Here is a 17,566-nt window from a genome sequence, read left to right as displayed (position 1 = left end):
ACTTTTAAAGGAGAAGATACCATGGACAATAGATTTATAGCAATTTATGATAATGAAAATGAAGCAACCTTAGCAGTTGAAAATTTAAAGAAAAAAGGATATTCATCCAATCAAATATCATTAGTTGCTAAAAATATTGATAAATTACCAAATGAAGCCGAAGAAGTGAGTCCTACAAAGACTGATGGATTCGTAGCCGGTGCAGCAGCAGGTGGCGCTCTTGGTTTAACTGGTTTAGTTATTGGGATGAGTGCATTGGCTGTACCTGGAATCGGCCCGATATTAGCTGCAGGCCCTATTTTCACCACATTTGGAGGAGCGGCAGCTGGTGCAGCATCAGGTGCCGGAGGATTGAAGAAGCCATTATTGGATATTGGTCTAGATGAAGCAGAAATCGATCGGTATGTGGAGGATATCAAGGCTGGGAAAATTCTTGTCATAGCAGATCCTATTTTAAGTAAGTCGTAAGTAAAACCTCCTTGAATTGAACAGATCTACGATGATGGACAACTGAGCTCCTTGGTCTCAAATGCTCAATATGAAACAGGTAGTGTTTATAGAAAAACCCCGTTCAGAATTTCTTAAACGGGGTTTTTGTGTTTGTACATCAATTTTATTGTCAGTAACTTTAAAATCAAAAGGAATTCCACATTTGTATGAAGAATATAAGGAATATTGTCCTATTAGTGTGAAATGAATGAAAATTTTGGAAAAAAATAGGTATTAAATGAAATGTCCTTACCAAGTAATTGGTTATATGAAGAGCAGGGGGATCACCCATTTTTAGTTCAGTTTTTGATTTCATTGAGTCACCAAATAATGAATACTTTAAGAAATTAAGGTGAAAATTTTACTCATAATGATTTTACGCCTATAAGAAGTTAATGTTAAAAGCGTATTCTAGTGATGAAAAGCAGGAGAACATAAACATTCGAAAAAGAAAAAGGTTAGTGGCGTAATGTAAGTAAAGAGACTTTAAAAAGTTTTAATGAGATACTTTGAATGTGATACCCATCCCCCTTTAAGAAGGTGAATAACGTATTTGATGATAATCAAAACCAATCTTAATACTAGGGTTTAGAATTAAAAGTGAAAAGGCTGTGTATTGAAAAAACCCACGATAACAGGGTTTTTTATTTTTCAAAAGTGATTTTTAAAAATAAAATATCTAATTTCTAAATAAATTCTTTTGCGGTTTTGAACGAAAATTTTTGCTTGGCATTCTTAGCTATCTCGATTATATCAAGTCCTGGTTTGACTAGAGCTTTAATAAGAGGTTGCTGAGTTATAATATTCAATAAACCAAAATGAATTTTACGCTGGAGGTGTGTGTGTTGATAAAAATTAAACTCGTTGTTCCTCGAAAAGGGTATATTACGGATGCGTTTGAAAGATTTGAGGAATTCAACCAGTTGGAAGAGTTGGAAAATAAAGATAATGGTTCAGTGAAGTTTGTGTTAGAGGAGGTAGTTGTGGATGCTGATCAGATTGTGAAGTTGAAGCTTGATGCTGATGTAGTCATCTCAAGGGGATTAATCACGAAACTTTTAAAAGAAAGCAATGAATTTATTCCTATCATTGATATACCTGTACAAGGTATTGATCTCATTCGTTGTCTGTATGATTGCAAGGCACGTTTTGGCAGTAAAAAAGTGGCCGTTATAGGAGCGCTAAATATGATTTATGGAGTGGAAAACCTTTCGGATATCGTTGATTTGCCAATTCAGTCCTATATATTAAATGATATCGAGTCCTCAGCCAGTTTAGTAGATTTAGCTGCCAGTGATGGCTGTGAGGTGGTGCTAAGTGGTTTAAGTACCTGTAAATATGCTGAAGAGATAGGATTGGGAGCCATTCTAGTTGACACTGGAAAGGAATCATTCCGGCAGGCGTTGATTGAGGCGAAAAGAGTAGCTCTAGTCAGTAGAAGGGAACAGGAGAAGACCAAGCGTTACCAAACGATTCTTAATTATGCCTATGAAGGAGTTATTGCTGTAGATTTAAAAGGACAAATATCTGTATTTAATACTGCCGCTCAGGAGATATTATCCATTTACAAGGGGAGCTTAATTGGAAATTCTATATACGATATAATAAAACAGGGAAAATTTCGTAATATGCTGTTAAGTGACGATGAATACGAAAAAGATATTGTTGCTTACCAATCTATTCAATTATCGGTAAAAAAGTTGGGATATTTTTAAAAGGTAAAAAAGTAGGAGATATGGTCGCCTTTCAAGATGTTACACGCATTCAGGAAATGGAAGGGAAGTTCTATAGGAAGATTCATTTACGCGGACATGTGGCTAAGTACACATTTGATGATATATTGTTTCAGAGTTCCGAAATTAAGAGGACGATTGAAACAGCTCAACGTTATAGTGAAGTAGATTCAAATATTCTTATAATTGGAGAAACCGGAACGGGCAAGGAAATATTCGCCCAAAGCATACATAATCATAGCAACCGGAAAAATAACCCGTTTGTAGCCATTAATTGCGCTGCGCTTCCCGAAAATTTATTGGAAAGTGAGCTATTTGGGTATGCAGAAGGAGCTTTCACAGGGGCTATGAAAGGCGGAAAGCAAGGATTTTTTGAACTGGCACATAGAGGTACGATCTTTTTAGATGAAATAGGAGAAATCTCTCCAAAAATGCAGAGCCGGCTGCTACGTGTCCTGCAAGAGCGGGAAATCATGCGCATCGGTGATGATAAAGTAATTCCGGTTGATGTGAGAATTTTGTCGGCAACGAACAAAGACCTCATGCAAATGGTTAAAAGTAATGACTTTCGGGAGGATCTGTATTATCGCTTGAGTGTACTGGACCTTGTATTGCCTCCACTTCGGGAACGAAGAGAAGATATTCCGTTATTGGTGAATGCTTTTATTCAGAAAGGTCTTTCGGATCAAAAACAAATTAAGATTACGGATGCTGCAAAGAAAAAGCTGAGTGAAGGAAATTGGGAAGGGAACATTCGTCAATTGCAAAATTTTTGTGAGCGATTAAGCGTTCTTTATAAAGACAAGTTAATTGATGTGTACGATATCGAAATGTACTTTCCGAATAAGAGTAAAAAGAAAATACTGTCGAATCAAGAGGAAGAAAGGGATATGTCACCAGGGATACATTTATCTGAGCGTGAAAGAATTGTTCAAACGTTAAAAAAGGTTAACTATAATAAAGGAAAAGCTGCCTCTGAGTTAGGGATGAGTCGCACGACTTTATGGAGAAAGTTGAAAAATTTGAATATTGAAACAAATTGAAACAGAATGAAACTATTTAATTCAATTTGAAACAATTTGTTAACTTTATTTATTTATTAATTAGAGAACTAATTGGCTTCTTTCTTGGATAAACTGATGTTTTTTATGTTGGCACGATTATTGTATATATACAATGGAGTAGGAAAGATACTTCTTTCCAGGTTAACATGAAAGGGTGTGGGCATATGAGTCATTTAGTGTATATTCCTCAAGATATTGAGAAAGAGGGGAAAAGTTATTTAGTAGAGAAAGGCTATAAGATTAAAGTAGGGTCTGATCTGGCGCAAGAAATTCTTATGGAAGAAATCAAGGATTGTGATGCAGTATTAACGAGATCAACGGCTGTTATAAATAAAGAAGTTATTCAAGCAGCTGAAAATCTCAAAGTAATTGCTAAGTATGGAGTGGGCTTGGACAATATTGATATCGAGGCCGCTACTGAGCGTGGCATTTATGTAACAAATACGCCAGAGGCAAATGCGAATGCTGTAGCTGAACATGTAATGGCATTAATTTTATCTTTGTCCAAAAACTTAAGCTTGGCGGATAAAGAGCTACGCAATGGGAATTTTGCTATCCGTAATCAACTTTTTGGCATGGACTTGGAAGGCAAGACTTTGGGGATTATTGGACTAGGGAGAATCGGTAGAATTCTGGCAAAAAAGGCTTCTAAAGGCTTCGATATGAAAGTAATTGGCTACGACCCATATGTTACAGCTAGCACGAACTTGGAGTTAGAGATAGCAACAGATTTAGAATGGGTATTCAGAAACTCTGATGTTATCAGTCTGCATCTGCCGTTAACGAACACAACAAAAGGTATAATAGGAAGCCGTGAGTTTTCCTGGATGAAACCTTCATCCTATTTTGTAAACGCTTCCAGGGGAGGTGTAGTGAAGGAAAGTGATTTAGTAAATGCTTTGCAAGCGGGCGAAATTGCCGGTGCTGGAATAGACGTATTTGAAGTTGAGCCTCCTGATAAATGGAATCCTCTTTTTAAATTGGATAATGTGATTGTCAGTCCTCATAATGCAGCATTGACCAAGGAAGGTTCGATACGCATGGCTGTACATGCAGCAATGCAAGTGGATCAAGTTCTGAATGGTGTGAATCCTAAATGGGCTGTAAATGAGCCCTTAACTAAAGGGTTGTCAATGTAATAATACAAGTTTAATTATTTGTTTTTTTAGAATAGTAAGATATTAAAAGGTCGAGTTGGCGTATTTGTTGATAAGGATGGTGAATAAATGAAGAAAAAAATAATCTTTGTGATAAGTGTGGTACCGGCACTTGGCTCGCTTGTTGTTATCAACCGAATTGAACCTTATGTTTTAGGAATGCCATTTGTTCTTTTTTGGGCCATATTATGGGTTTGTCTTACATCATTGTTTTTGATAATTGCTAATAAACTTGATCCTTCAACCAAGGAGGAAGAAGAGTAATGAATGCAGCCCTTCTTGTTATCCTTTTCTTTCTAGTTCTGTGTATTTGGTTAGGGCTACAAGCACGAAAAGGTAAAAATATGAGTTTGGAACAATGGGCTATAGGTGGACGAGGTTTCGGCAGTTTTTTACTCTTCTTTTTGATTGCCGGTGAAATGTTTACGACATATACGTTTTTGGGGGCAAGCGGCGGCGCTTATAGATCTGGTATGCCTCCTGCCTTATACGCTTTCAATTGCTTCTATTTCGTAATCGCCTATTGGCTGTTGCCGCCAATTTGGAAATATGCCAAAAAAAACAATGTCATATCTCAATCTGATTTTTATGACAAAAAGTACAATAGTCCGGCTTTAGGTGTGCTTGTGGCGGTAATTAGCGTTATTTCAATTATTCCTTATCTGATCATGCAATTAAAAGGGTTAGGAATTATCGTATCGGAAGCCTCCTATGGGTCCATCTCTCCTAATGTGGCCATAGTTGTAAGTGTAATTGCGATCACAATTTATGTAACTGCTTCAGGGATGCATGGAGTAGCGTGGACGGCGGTTATTAAAGATATCATGATTTTGGCAGTTGTCGTCTTTATGGGGATTTATTTTCCACTTCATTATTACGGTGGTTTGCAGCCGATGTTTGAAGCAATCGATACAGCAAAACAAGGATTATTGATATTCCCTGAACAAGGATTGAGTATCTCTTGGTTTATTTCAGCTACGATTATGACAGCACTGGCATTCTATATGTTTCCTCATATGTTAGCGGGAGTGTTTTCTGCAAAAAGTCCAAAATCACTTCGTTGGAATGCTGGAGTTATGCCAATTTATCAAGTAATCATCATTTTTTCGCTTTTTATTGGTTTTTCTGCGATTCTTCAAGTTCCGAATTTACAAGGAGCAGAAGCAGACTTAGCTTTATTTAAAATGGCGAAGATGTCATTTGATCCCTGGTTTGTTGGAGTTATTGGAGCATCAGGGGCGATGGCCGCCCTTATACCTAGTTCACTCGTGTTGACGGCTACGGCCACGATACTTTCAAAAAATGTATATAAGGTGTGGAAACCGAATACATCAGATGACCAACTTCGGAGATTGAGTAGGATGTTAGTACCTGTGATTGCTTTAGTGACACTATACTTTACGTTCAATGGCGGGGAGTCGATTTTTACTTTGTATCTTATGGCATATAGCTTTATGGCACAGTTGTTCCCAGCACTATTTTTCAGTCTGTGGAAAAAAAATCCTGTTACCGTTCAAGGAGCTTTTTTCGGAATGATCGTTGGAATTCTAATTGTCATATACTCGACTACTTCAGGTACGACACTTGCCACATTATTTCCATCTCTACCACAAGCAATACAGGATCTTGATGTGGGGTTAGCTGTACTATTTATCAACATTGCAGTGACTTTAGGAGTAAGTGCTATTACAAGAAAAACTTCAATTGAGATGGAAGAAGATAATAAACAAGTTTCCGGTATAGGAAAACTTGTAAAATAATATTAAAAATGAGTTCAAGATTAATTTAAACATAAATTACTAGAACGAAAACACGTTCTTGAAAGCGGGAGGCTTATTTATGATAGTCAGTGGAGGTAGGGCAGTCGTAGAAGTAATGGCTAAAGAAGGGGTAAAAAAAGCTTTTTGTGTACCAGGTGAAAGTTATCTTAGTGTAATGGATGCATTATATCAACATCCTGAAATAGAACTTATTTCCGCCAGGCATGAAGGAGGTGCCTCTTTTATGGCGGAAGGGTATGCGAAGGCATCAGGTGAGGTAGGAGTTTGTATGGCAACGCGTGGAGTGGGTGCTACAAACTTAGCTATCGGTATTCATACTGCTGCTCAAGATTCAACCCCAATGGTTGCGCTTATTGGCCAAGTTGAACGCCCTTTTAAAGAAAAGGAAGCATTTCAGGAAGTAAATTTGACGGGTTTTTTCAGTCATTTATGTAAATGGACGGTAGAGATTGATCGTGTGGAAAGAATCCCAGAATTATTGCAACGGGCGTTTCATATGGCGAGATCGGGACGTCCTGGCCCTGTATTAGTGGCTTTGCCGCATGACATGTTAGAAGATGAGGCAGAGTTGAACATCTATCCTTCTTATCGCTCGCTTCCTCCTCAGCCACATATGGAAGTGGTGAAGCAGGTGATAGAGACGATACAAAACGCGGAGCGCCCCGTATTGATTGCCGGTGGCGGTGTGATTCATGGTAAGTCTAACAGGCTGCTTGTACAGTTTGTCGAGGCGATGAAACTTCCTGTTGTTACCGCTTTCCGTCGATTCGACGCGTTTCCGAACTCACACCCTTGCTATGCAGGATGGCTTGGGTTTGGGACACCTCAATATTTACTTGATGCAATTCGAGATGCAGATGTAGTTTTGGCGATAGGGACGCGATTCTCTCAAGTAGGAACACAAGATTACACCTTGCTTTCTGAAAATACAAAACTGATCCATGTGGATATTTGTCCCGATATTTTTGGTAAAGTGTATGCTCCTTCTCTAGCCATAGAATCAGATGTCAAGAGTTTCTTAGAACAAGCGCTGCAAGCGTCAGGATCAAATTCTTCTATTTCAAGCGAAGATAATATGAAAGAATTGCACGATAAATATATGGAATTTTCTGAACCAAAGGCCGACTACACAGAAAATTTCGTGGATATGGACGGATTAATGCATGACATTACTGTCTGTCTTCCGAAAGATGCCATTATTACAAATGATGCCGGCAACTTTTTTGGATGGCTATCCAGATATTATCGTTTTGAACATGAAAACACATACGTGGGGCCAACGTCGGGAGCCATGGGATATGGACTGCCTGCGGCAATTGGGGCAAAGCTGGCACAGCCTCACAAACATGTTGTTTCTTTTTCAGGAGATGGCGGCTTTATGATGACTCTCCAAGAGATTGAAACGGCTGTACGATATAAAATTCCGACCATATCAATTGTGGTGAACAACAATATTTACGGAACAATCCGTGTACATCAAGAAAGGCATTTTCCAAATCGGGTCGTTGGAACTGACTTGTCCAATCCTAATTTTGCCGAATTGGCCCGCTTATTTGGAGCGCATGGTGAAAAGGTTGAAAAAAATAGTGATTTTGCGCCAGCACTGCAAAGGGCGATTGCTTCAGGGCTTCCGGCTGTAATTGAAGTTGCAGTCAATCCAAAGATTCTATCTGTTGGCCAAGACAAGAAGGAAGTGCACCAAAAGCTATTGTCCAACAAATAGTTGCGGGGCATATATGCTGTGGCATTGTTTTTGCATTAGAAGTTAGTAGGAATAATAAAAGATTTTGGGGAGGTTTCACAGATGTTCAAACCATATTTAGTTGTGGAATGGAATGATACGGAAACAGATGCAAAAGGTTGGCTGGTCGTGCATAACTTTGTCAAAGGCTACGCAGGCGGCGGTACAAGAATGCATCCAACGGTCACAAAAGAAGAGGTCCAAAGGTTAGCTGAGGCGATGGCTTATAAGTATGTAGCCGGTGAATCTGAGACGACTGGCGGATGTAAAGCAGGCATTGCCTATGACTATAAAGCGCCAGACGCGTATGCAGTATTAAGAAGATTTCTAATTGCGATGATGCCTTATATAGACATCGGGGTATCTTTAGGCAGTGATTTAGGTACCAAATATGAAGATGTCCTCAAAATATTTAATGAATTTGGTATTGATATCCCTCTTACGAAATCAATGAAGCAGAATCCGAATGTTCTACAAGGGATAAAGGACTTTGAAGAATTGTTGAAAACAAAAATTGACGGGTTGTATTTAAACGATGTCGTAACAGGCTATGGTGTAGCATTTTCGGCTGATGAGGCCTGGAAATTTAAAAGCGGAAAAGATGGAGCGAGAGTTGTCATTCAGGGATTCGGCTGTGTAGGAGCAAGCTGCGCATTGAAAATGTCCCAGTTAGGTTATAAAGTTGTTGGAATTTCTGATGCAACCCTTTTAGTAACGTGTGAAGAAGGATTAGATGTCCAAAAGCTTATTGATCATAAGAATTTGTACGGAGAAATGGATAAAGACTTTTTTGAACCGCATTATAATGTAAGGTCAAACACGGAATGGCTCGATATAGATTGCGATATTTTAATTCCGTGCGCACTAGAGGATGTCATCCACAAATCTAATGCTAAAAGTGTAAAAGCAAGCTTAATTGTGGAAGCGGCAAACATTCCCCTTTCTTCTGAGGGAGACGAAATCATAAAACAAAGAGGAATTGATGTTGTCAATGATTTCGTTGCCAACCTGGGGGCGATAAGATTTTATGAAGTGGTTATTTTCGGACTAGTTAAACCAAATCCGCAAGCTGTAGTTGATGATATTGAAAAACTTTGTAGGAAAAATACGTATCAGTTGTTTACAGAAGCAAAAAACCAAAATAAATATCAAAGAGAAGTAGCTTATGAAATATTTAAACCGACAATCAGCGACTTGCTAGAATATGCAGAACCCTCCGAAGCGTTACCTGCACAATAATGTGGTTTAATTTCAGAATAATGGGAACTCTCGTTATCTTGTGTTAATCATAAAAGTGTATAGAGCAGTTTATCGATTAGAAACGGGGGGGAATTAATGCAAACAGGACATGAAAATCAGCCAAAAGAATTACAGCGTTCGATGAAGAGCAGACATTTATTTATGCTCTCCTTAGGTGGGGTTATTGGAACAGGTCTTTTCCTGGGATCAGGTTATGCGATCGGTGAAGCCGGACCCGCAGGAGCGATTATTGCCTATTTGTTCGGTGGTTTATTAATGTACTTGGCGATGATTTGTCTCGGTGAATTATCGGTAGTGATGCCGGTGTCCGGTTCCTTTCAGGTCCATGCAACGAAATTTATTGGACCCGCTACTGGATTTGTCATTGGATGGATTTACTGGCTGAGTTGGGCTCTTTACGTAGGCTTAGAATTTGTAGCGGCTGGTTTGCTTATGACTAGATGGTTTCCTGATATACCAGTATGGGTATGGTGTATGATATTTACCGTACTTTTGTTCACTATAAATGCCTTAACAACGAGAAGTTTTGCTGAGACTGAGTATTGGTTCTCAGGGATTAAAGTACTTGCTGTTATTCTGTTCATAATTATCGGTGCGGCAGCGATGTTTGGATTGATTCGTATGGATGCACAACCTGCTCCGTTTTTTTCTAATTTTATGGGTGATGGACTATTTCCTACAGGATTCACGGGTGTGTTTATATCGATGATGACGGTCGTATACGCATTTCAGGGATCAGAAATCATGGGGGTTGCAGCAGGCGAGACGGAAAACCCCCAACAAAGTATTCCGAGAGCGATTCGAAACATCGTAATACGTGTGCTGCTTTTCTATGTTCTAGCAATCTTTATCTTGTCGGCTATCGTTCCGTGGCAAGAAGTTGGGGTGCTGGAAAGCCCATTTGTTACCGTGTTTGAAATGGTAGGTATTCCTTATGCCGCTGACATTATGAATTTCGTAATTTTGACGGCGGTCCTCTCTGTAGGGAACACGGGTCTGTTTGCTTGTACAAGGGTCCTTTTCTCCCTTTCTCAAAACGGAATGGCGCATCCTTCATTTGGAAAGCTAAATCGGCGCGGTGTACCTATTAATGCCTTACTCGTCACCTTGGTCTTTGCCTTGCTGTCGTTACTTACAAGTGTAGTAGCAGAAGAAACGCTATTTGTGGTGTTACTTTCTATAAGCGGGGTTGGAGGTGTACTTACTTGGATGGCGATTGCGTTCGCACAGTACAGATTCCGTAAGCAGTATATCAGAGAAGGAGGAAAGGTTGAAGATCTGAAGTATAGAGTACCTTTCTTCCCGTTTGCCCCGATTCTCTGCATCCTTATGTGTCTAGGTATTTTCGTGTTCACCGCTTATGATTCGACACAGCGCACTTCGTTGTATTGGGGATTAGGTTTCGTCGCTGCTTGCTATATATTTTACTATTTTAGGTATACGAGAAGGAAGGTAGATGTGCCTACCTTTACAAATGAACAGCCTAATGATTTCGTTCAATAGAAATTATTCTTAATATGCCGACAAATGAAAACGTGCAACCATTCGAGTATACACGAATGGTGGAAGAATCTATTTTAGAAGTTTCCAGTAATAAGCAAATCTATCATCTAGAAGTAGAAAAATAGAATACGGGAGGAAATCATATGCGTTACTTAAATTATATTAATGGAAAATGGAAAGAACCAACTACAGGGGAGTATAGGGAAAATCTTAGTCCCCATAATGGAGAAAATTTAGGGGAATTTCCATCTAGTGCTGCGGCTGATTTACATGATGCAGTGGCAGCCGCAAAAAATTCATTTCCTGCTTGGAAAAAACTTTCGTTTCAGCAACGGGCTTCATATTTGCAGAAAGCAGCTGATATTTTGAAAATGAATGTGCAGGAAGTAGGTCAGGATTTGATAAAGGAAGAAGGGAAAACATTCTTGGAAGGGATGGGGGAAGCCAATCGTGCTGCTAGCATACTTGAATATTATGCTGCTGAAGCTCGGCAGCCACTTGGAGAAGTAATTCCTTCAGCGAATGCAAATACATTTTTGTACACTACTCGTACTCCGCTCGGTCCGGTGGGGTTGATTACACCATGGAACTTTCCAATTGCTATCCCTGTGTGGAAATTGGCGCCAGCCCTTATTTATGGAAATACAGTCGTGATTAAACCGGCTGATCTTACACCTAAGTCGGTCTATCATGTGATAAAAGCATTAGATGAAGCGGGTCTTCCGGCTGGTGTCATTAATTGTGTATTCGGAAGGGGTTCTGTCATTGGTGCTGAATTAGTGGAACATCCGGATGTAAAGGCTATATCTTTTACAGGTTCGAATCAAGTAGGTCAGCAAATTCAAAAACAAGCCATTGAACATGGGAAGAAAGTGCAAGTGGAAATGGGAGGGAAAAACCCGCTCGTCGTTCTCGCAGATGCTGATCTTGAAAAAGCAGTGGAAATCGCTGTAGGCGGAGCTTTTAAATCCACAGGGCAAAAATGCACAGCCACTAGCAGGGTGATTGTCGAAGAAGGAATTTACGAAGCGTTCCGTGAACGTCTTGTCGCGCGTACGAAAGAATTAAAAGTGGGCGACCCGCTTAACGAAGAAACATATATCGGTCCCGCTGTATCTAGATCACAACGCGATGGCGTGCTTGAAATGATTGATGCTGGGAAATCAGAAGCAACGCTTTTGTGTGGAGGAGAGATTCCGACTGAAGAGGAATTGGCGAACGGTTTTTATGTCCAACCGGCTATCTTTGAAAATGTTCCTCAACATGCCCGCATTGCACGTGAAGAAATCTTTGGACCAGTCATCGCCCTTTTTAAGGCCGGAAATTATGAGGAAGCAGTTAAGATGGCGAATGATACAGAGTATGGATTGAGCGCAGCAATTTGCACGAATAATTTAACGGCGGCTCAACGGTTTATTGAAGATGTCGAAGTGGGTCTTGTCCATGTCAATTCGGAAACAGCAGGAACCGAACCGCAAATGCCATTTGGCGGATGTAAAAATTCAAGTGCAGGCAGCCGTGAACAAGGGAAGAGTGCTGTTGAATTTTATACTGAAATCAAGACAGTATATATGGATCGGGTATAACTAGAAAATAAAAATTGTACTAAGCTGTTTTTTGAACTTTAAAATTAGATGATTATCAGGAGGGATTTTCAATATGAGTACGAAAGAAAATGTACAGTTTAGCCCAACACTACCTTATTCACGGTATGTCGATCCAGAGGTATTTAATGAAGAAAGAAATAAGATATTTAGAAAAAGTTGGATATTGGTGGGGCATGCCAGCCAAGTTGAAAAAGTAGGCGATTTCTTGACATTAGATGTCGCTGGGGAGCCTATTATCGTTTCTCACGGTACTGATGGTGAACTGCGTGCTTTTTACAATATTTGTCCGCATCGCGGAATGAAAGTAGAACAATCTGATAAAGGAAATAAAAAAGTTTTACAATGTGGATACCATGGATGGACATTTAAATTAGATGGAAATGTTAATAGAGCTCCTAATTTTAAAACGAATGAACTGGGAGCACACAGCTGTATGAAATCCATTCGCTTAGAAGTTCAGAATGCTATGATTTTTGTCAATCTAGACAAAAATGCTCCTTCTCTGGCAGAAGCATATCAGGAATTTTTAGAGGAAATGAAAGAGTATCCCTTCTTTGATTCTCTAAAACTAGTTAGGGAAACTCGTCGAGTAGTTAAAGCTAATTGGAAAGCTGTTGTTGACAACTACCTTGAATGTGATCATTGTTCCATTGCTCATCCTGGCTTTGCAAAATCTTTTGATATATCGAACTTTTGCACAACGACACACGATAAATTTACCTATCAATATATGTCAGCAAGTAAGAATGCTGAAGGTGACCAAGCACGTTTTTATTGGATTTGGCCCAATATGATGATTAACGTATATCCAGGAGACGGGAATGTGAATACCATTCAAGTAATTCCTGTTGATGCAGAGACGTCGCTAGGTATTTATCGTGATTACTCCCTCAATGAAAAAACAACAATAGAAAAAGAAGACTATTTTAAATTTGTTGATCAAGTACGGCAGGAAGATTTTGAACTGGTGGAAAAATTGCAAAAAGGATTAAATTCCCAGGCGTTTACAAATGGTATCTTTTCTCCAACAGAACATGCAGCAGTCTATTTTCATGAACTAATTGATAAGGCCCTCCATGACTAATTACTTTTCTGCTAATAGAAATACACAGCATTAAAAAGAAACGAGAATACAAAGAATTTGTGAATGCCAAGAAATTTTATTCAACCTTTTTTGGAATAGATCTATCGTAAAGTGGTCTTACCTCGTTAAGTAGACAGTTTAAAAGCCTAAGCAAACAACCAGTATGAATCGGTAGTCTACCGGAGCATACTGGTTGAGTTGTTTTTTTAACCTTATATTTTTTAAAAGCGCTAATCGTTTGTTGACTTATTTCAACGACCGATAAAGTTATAAAAATTTGCGAACTTCCATTTTATATTTATTCATTTTGGAAGGGTTGGTTCTTCCTTTGTTCCTCTTCTGCGAGAAACTCCAAAAAGACATTCATTGCAGATAGCGGCTGCTCATTTACCTTTTTATAGTAATTACTTTTCCTGGCATCGGTTAAATAGTTGCTTTCTTTCATTCTCTCCAGCATATATTTTTGGCTCATTTTCACTATTTCTTTTTGGTTGTGTTTGTTTTCCTTTAAAAGGGCAAATCCTATAGCACCCACTAATGCATATATTGCAAGGGCAATTTTAGAGATTGGATATGAGTCATTTTTAAATAGAAGAAAAAATAGATTTATGATGGAAAACCCTATCATCACGGTTGAAAAAAAACCGTATTTCATATTTTTCTTCAATAATGGAGACAGTTTTGATTGAAGTTTTTCGATTTCGGCCTGCATGAAACGCGGTATATTATTTATCTTAATAATCATGGTGTCCTCCTTAATATGCATACTATGCATATTTGTATTGGTTACCTTTTGTTTAATTTCATGGTCTTTATCTTTACACCAACCTATTTAAGAAATCAGGAAAAGGAACCTAATTGTCTATATCTTATCGCTTAGATCCTTATTTGTCATTTATTATACTTTAATAGTAAGTAATCAATATGGGTAATAAAGCAAAAAGAGATGATAGAAAGATATGATGTTCCTAAACTTTAAAAAAGAAGTCTTGTTATTATAAAAAAAATTTGTTAATATCATAAAATAACTTAATGACCGATTTGTTCAAACGGTCAGTTCGAGGTGATATATGTCAATTGACAGGAAAAAGTTAATATTAGAGGCTGCGACAAAGTCTTTTTCACTCTTTGGTTATAAAGCTACAACTATGGAACAAGTAGCGAAAATAGCAAATGTCGGCAAGGGGACCATCTATACTTTTTATGCCAATAAAGAGCAATTGTTTAAAGAAATTGTGTTACGAATGATTGAAGAAATGAAATATGAGGCTGAGCAGTCAATTAAACCAAACTTAACCTTTTATGAAAACCTGCATAGTGCACTATATCGAATCTTAGAATTCAGAAAGGAGCATCAATTATCACTGAAGCTATTTCAGGAAGAAAAAGAAATGGGAACGCCAGCAGTTTTACAAATGTTAAATGAATTAGAAATAGAAATCATTTCCTATATTAAGGGGAAAATTAAAATAGCTATCGAAAAGAAAGATATTTCTCCATGTAATCCTGAAATAACAGCTTTTATCATGTTGAAGATTTATTTAGCACTTATATTCGATTGGGAAAGAAATCATAAACCACTTGAAAAAGAAGAAATAGCAGAACTATTTCAGTTATATTTGTTTAACGGATTGGCTGTCACTCCTGATAGTCCTTATTATTTACAAAAAAATGACCAAATGAATTAATCGGTCAATTATTCTTAGGGGGAAATTCTTTGAAATCTAGTTTAATAAAACAGGAGTTACTTGGCCTGTTTAAAAATAAAAAACTGCTTATCCCAATTATCGCAATTCTATTTATTCCTATCTTGTATAGTGGTATGTTTTTATGGGCTTTTTGGGATCCATATGATCGCCTAGAAGATTTACCAGTTGCCATTGTAAATAACGACACTGGTGCTAAGTTAGAGGGAGAAGAATTAAAACTCGGTGATGAATTTGTAGAAAAACTGAAGAAAAGTAAGGATTTTAATTTTCAGTTTGTTGATCGTAAAACGGGCTACAAAAACTTAGAGGATCAAAAATATTACTTACTAGTAGAAGTTCCAGAGAATTTTTCGAAAAACGCGACGACGTTAATGGATGATAAGCCGCAAAAACTTGAATTAAAGTATGTTCCAAATGAAAGCTTTAACTTCTTATCAGCTCAAATAGGAGAAACAGCTGTTCAAAAAATCCAAATGGCTCTAGCAGAAAAAGTAACTGAGACATATGCAGAAACGATGTTTGACATCATAACAGAAATGGGCGAAGGGTTTCAGTCAACGGATGAAGCAGCTGGGAAACTGAAAGATGGAATCCTGGACGTTGATAATGGTGTAAAAACTTTAGAAGAAAAATTAACATCATTAGCTGAGAAACAAGTTGAATTTACAGGTGGAACTAAGAAAGTTCAGGACGGTACCGTTGAGTTACAAAAAGGAGCACAATCACTTGCTGATGGTTTAGGGCAGTTATCTAACGCTCAAAATCAATTGATTGACGGAGCGAAAAAGGCAGAAGATGGGGCAGGAAGCCTTCAAGCAGGTATAGAAAAAGCTCATTCTGGCATTGGTACAGTTGAAGCGAAGATGAATGAGGTTGTTTCGGGTACTGAAAAAATCCATGATGGAAGTAAGCAGCTTACTGGTTACTTACAAAAGCTTGAAACAGGTGCAAATAGCGCAGCTAATGGGGCATCAGGATTGAAAGAAGGAGTTTCTACCCTTCAATCGCAATTAGAACCGTATATGGGAGCATTACCTGAAGAACAGCAAGCAGCTTTGAAGCAAGCATTTGCACAACTGTCAGAAGGTGCAACAAAGCTTGAAGCTGGGAATAAAGAGCTTGCAAGTTCTGCAGGTCAAATTGAAGCAGGTTCAGCTAGTCTTTCTGAAAATATTGCCACACTGAATAATGGGCAAAAAGCTCTTCAAACAGGTGTTTCTCAATTAAATGAAGGAGCAGTTCAATTAGCAACAGGGGCAGCTCAATTAAAAGAAGGTCAATCTCAATTAAGAGTAGGACTAGTAACTTTCGGTGAGAAATTATCAGAAGCAAAAACTGGTAGCCAAAACCTCGCTGCAGGTTCAACGACACTTGCAGATGGAGTCAATCAACTTACAGCAGGATCGGCAGCATTAGCTGAAGGATCTAGTCAATTAGCTGATGGATCTAGTAAAATTGTAAGTGGAACAAGTAAGTTGGCAGAAGGGTCGACAGAGTTTAAGGATAAAATTAATAAAGCTGCAAAAGATTCTGCAGATATTAATGCTGGTGAAGAAACGTATAACATGGTTGCAGAACCTGTTAAGGTTGAAAAAGAGAGTATCAATAAAGTTCCAAATTACGGAACTGGTTTTGCCCCTTACTTCCTATCATTAGGTTTGTTCGTTGGTGCCCTATTACTTTCAATTGTCTTTCCATTAAGAGATCCGATTGGAATTCCGAAAAACGGGTTCACTTGGTTCTTAAGTAAATTTGGCATTATTGCTTCAGTAGGTATTATCCAAGCAATTATTGCCTCAGGATTAACTTTAGTACTGCTTGATATGGAAGTGAAAAGTGTACCGTTATTCGTAATATTCTCGATTATAACGAGTTTGGTATTCATTACATTGATTCAGTTGCTTGTAACAACAATGGGAGATCCAGGTCGTTTCATCGCGATAGTTATCTTGATCTTGCAGTTAACGACAAGTGCTGGAACATTCCCACTTGAATTGATACCAGAACCATTACAAATATTCAATAATTGGTTACCGATGACTTTCTCAGTAAGAGGATTTAAAGAAGTAATATCAAGTGGTAACTTTGGTTTAATGTGGCAAAACGTCTATGTTTTACTTGGCTTTACAATTGGTTTTATGATATTGACACTGCTTTACTTTGTCGTGAAGCATAAGAAAAGCTATTCAGGAGTAAGCGAAACTACTGAAAATTAAACACAAACAAAAGAACGATTCCTTTTAAAGGAATCGTTCTTTTTTGCTTGCAGTAGAAGAATAAAATCCATATTTAAATCTAGTACATAAATGAGATTCGTGCCCTCTAATCTCGATTAATTAGTAAATTTTCTTTTTATATATAGCTCCAAAGCTTTACCTCACTTTTCTCGATTGCATCAGTAAATGGCTCCGGGAACCGTGAGTGAAGTAAACTTTTTC

General features: G+C 38.2%; 14 protein-coding genes. 13 read left to right on the top strand and 1 reads right to left on the bottom strand.

Annotated elements, in window-relative coordinates:
• The first annotated feature begins 21 nt into the window (after positions 1–21).
• The 11 genes from JFV29_RS17780 (at position 22) to JFV29_RS17730 (ending at position 13,419) form a co-directional block, all read left to right on the top strand.
• On the top strand, positions 22–468 hold the full coding sequence (locus tag JFV29_RS17780) for a general stress protein (protein ID WP_201185576.1): 447 nt from the start codon (positions 22–24) through the stop codon (positions 466–468).
• A gap of 866 nt (positions 469–1,334) precedes the next feature.
• A complete protein-coding gene (locus JFV29_RS17775) occupies positions 1,335–2,204 on the top strand; it encodes a PrpR N-terminal domain-containing protein (RefSeq protein WP_201185574.1) in 870 nt (289 codons plus the stop codon).
• A 20-nt stretch (positions 2,205–2,224) separates the two neighbouring features.
• The gene (locus JFV29_RS17770) at positions 2,225–3,265 is read left to right on the top strand and encodes a sigma-54 interaction domain-containing protein (RefSeq protein WP_201185572.1); all 1,041 of its coding nucleotides are present in this window, start codon (positions 2,225–2,227) and stop codon (positions 3,263–3,265) included.
• A 185-nt stretch (positions 3,266–3,450) separates the two neighbouring features.
• Positions 3,451–4,425 (top strand): hydroxyacid dehydrogenase, encoded by a 975-nt coding sequence (locus tag JFV29_RS17765; RefSeq protein ID WP_201185570.1) that lies wholly within the window; start codon positions 3,451–3,453, stop codon positions 4,423–4,425.
• A gap of 87 nt (positions 4,426–4,512) precedes the next feature.
• On the top strand, positions 4,513–4,707 hold the full coding sequence (locus tag JFV29_RS17760) for a DUF3311 domain-containing protein (RefSeq protein ID WP_201185568.1): 195 nt from the start codon (positions 4,513–4,515) through the stop codon (positions 4,705–4,707).
• Positions 4,707–6,203, top strand: a complete 1,497-nt coding sequence (locus JFV29_RS17755; RefSeq protein WP_201185567.1) for a sodium:solute symporter family protein — start codon at positions 4,707–4,709, stop codon at positions 6,201–6,203. The genes JFV29_RS17760 and JFV29_RS17755 overlap by 1 nt, the downstream gene beginning before the upstream one ends.
• Before the next feature lie 79 nt (positions 6,204–6,282).
• Positions 6,283–7,947: a thiamine pyrophosphate-dependent enzyme gene (locus JFV29_RS17750; RefSeq protein ID WP_201185566.1), complete on the top strand. Its 1,665-nt coding sequence runs from the start codon at positions 6,283–6,285 to the stop codon at positions 7,945–7,947.
• A gap of 81 nt (positions 7,948–8,028) precedes the next feature.
• Positions 8,029–9,204: a Glu/Leu/Phe/Val family dehydrogenase gene (locus JFV29_RS17745; protein WP_201185565.1), complete on the top strand. Its 1,176-nt coding sequence runs from the start codon at positions 8,029–8,031 to the stop codon at positions 9,202–9,204.
• Between the two features lie 96 nt (positions 9,205–9,300).
• Positions 9,301–10,728, top strand: coding sequence for an amino acid permease (locus JFV29_RS17740; RefSeq protein ID WP_201185564.1), 1,428 nt, complete (start codon positions 9,301–9,303; stop codon positions 10,726–10,728).
• A 143-nt stretch (positions 10,729–10,871) separates the two neighbouring features.
• Positions 10,872–12,314, top strand: coding sequence for an aldehyde dehydrogenase family protein (locus tag JFV29_RS17735; protein WP_201185563.1), 1,443 nt, complete (start codon positions 10,872–10,874; stop codon positions 12,312–12,314).
• Positions 12,315–12,387: 73 nt separating this feature from the next.
• Positions 12,388–13,419, top strand: coding sequence for an aromatic ring-hydroxylating oxygenase subunit alpha (locus tag JFV29_RS17730; RefSeq protein WP_201185562.1), 1,032 nt, complete (start codon positions 12,388–12,390; stop codon positions 13,417–13,419).
• A 298-nt stretch (positions 13,420–13,717) separates the two neighbouring features.
• On the opposite strand, the gene JFV29_RS17725 is transcribed toward JFV29_RS17730, so the two are convergent.
• Positions 13,718–14,164: a DUF5392 family protein gene (locus tag JFV29_RS17725; RefSeq protein ID WP_201185561.1), complete on the bottom strand. Its 447-nt coding sequence runs from the start codon at positions 14,162–14,164 to the stop codon at positions 13,718–13,720.
• 325 nt (positions 14,165–14,489) lie between these two features.
• Between JFV29_RS17725 and JFV29_RS17720 the strand changes: the two genes are divergently transcribed.
• Entirely contained in the window at positions 14,490–15,107 is a 618-nt protein-coding gene (locus tag JFV29_RS17720; protein ID WP_116820647.1) for a TetR/AcrR family transcriptional regulator, read from the top strand.
• Between the two features lie 29 nt (positions 15,108–15,136).
• On the top strand, positions 15,137–17,344 hold the full coding sequence (locus tag JFV29_RS17715) for a YhgE/Pip domain-containing protein (RefSeq protein ID WP_201185560.1): 2,208 nt from the start codon (positions 15,137–15,139) through the stop codon (positions 17,342–17,344).
• The last annotated feature ends 222 nt before the right edge of the window (positions 17,345–17,566 follow it).

The sequence above is a fragment of the Peribacillus sp. TH16 genome (assembly GCF_016651095.1).
Classification (GTDB): domain Bacteria; phylum Bacillota; class Bacilli; order Bacillales; family DSM-1321; genus Peribacillus; species Peribacillus butanolivorans.
This window is presented reverse-complemented; position numbering and strand designations above follow the sequence as displayed.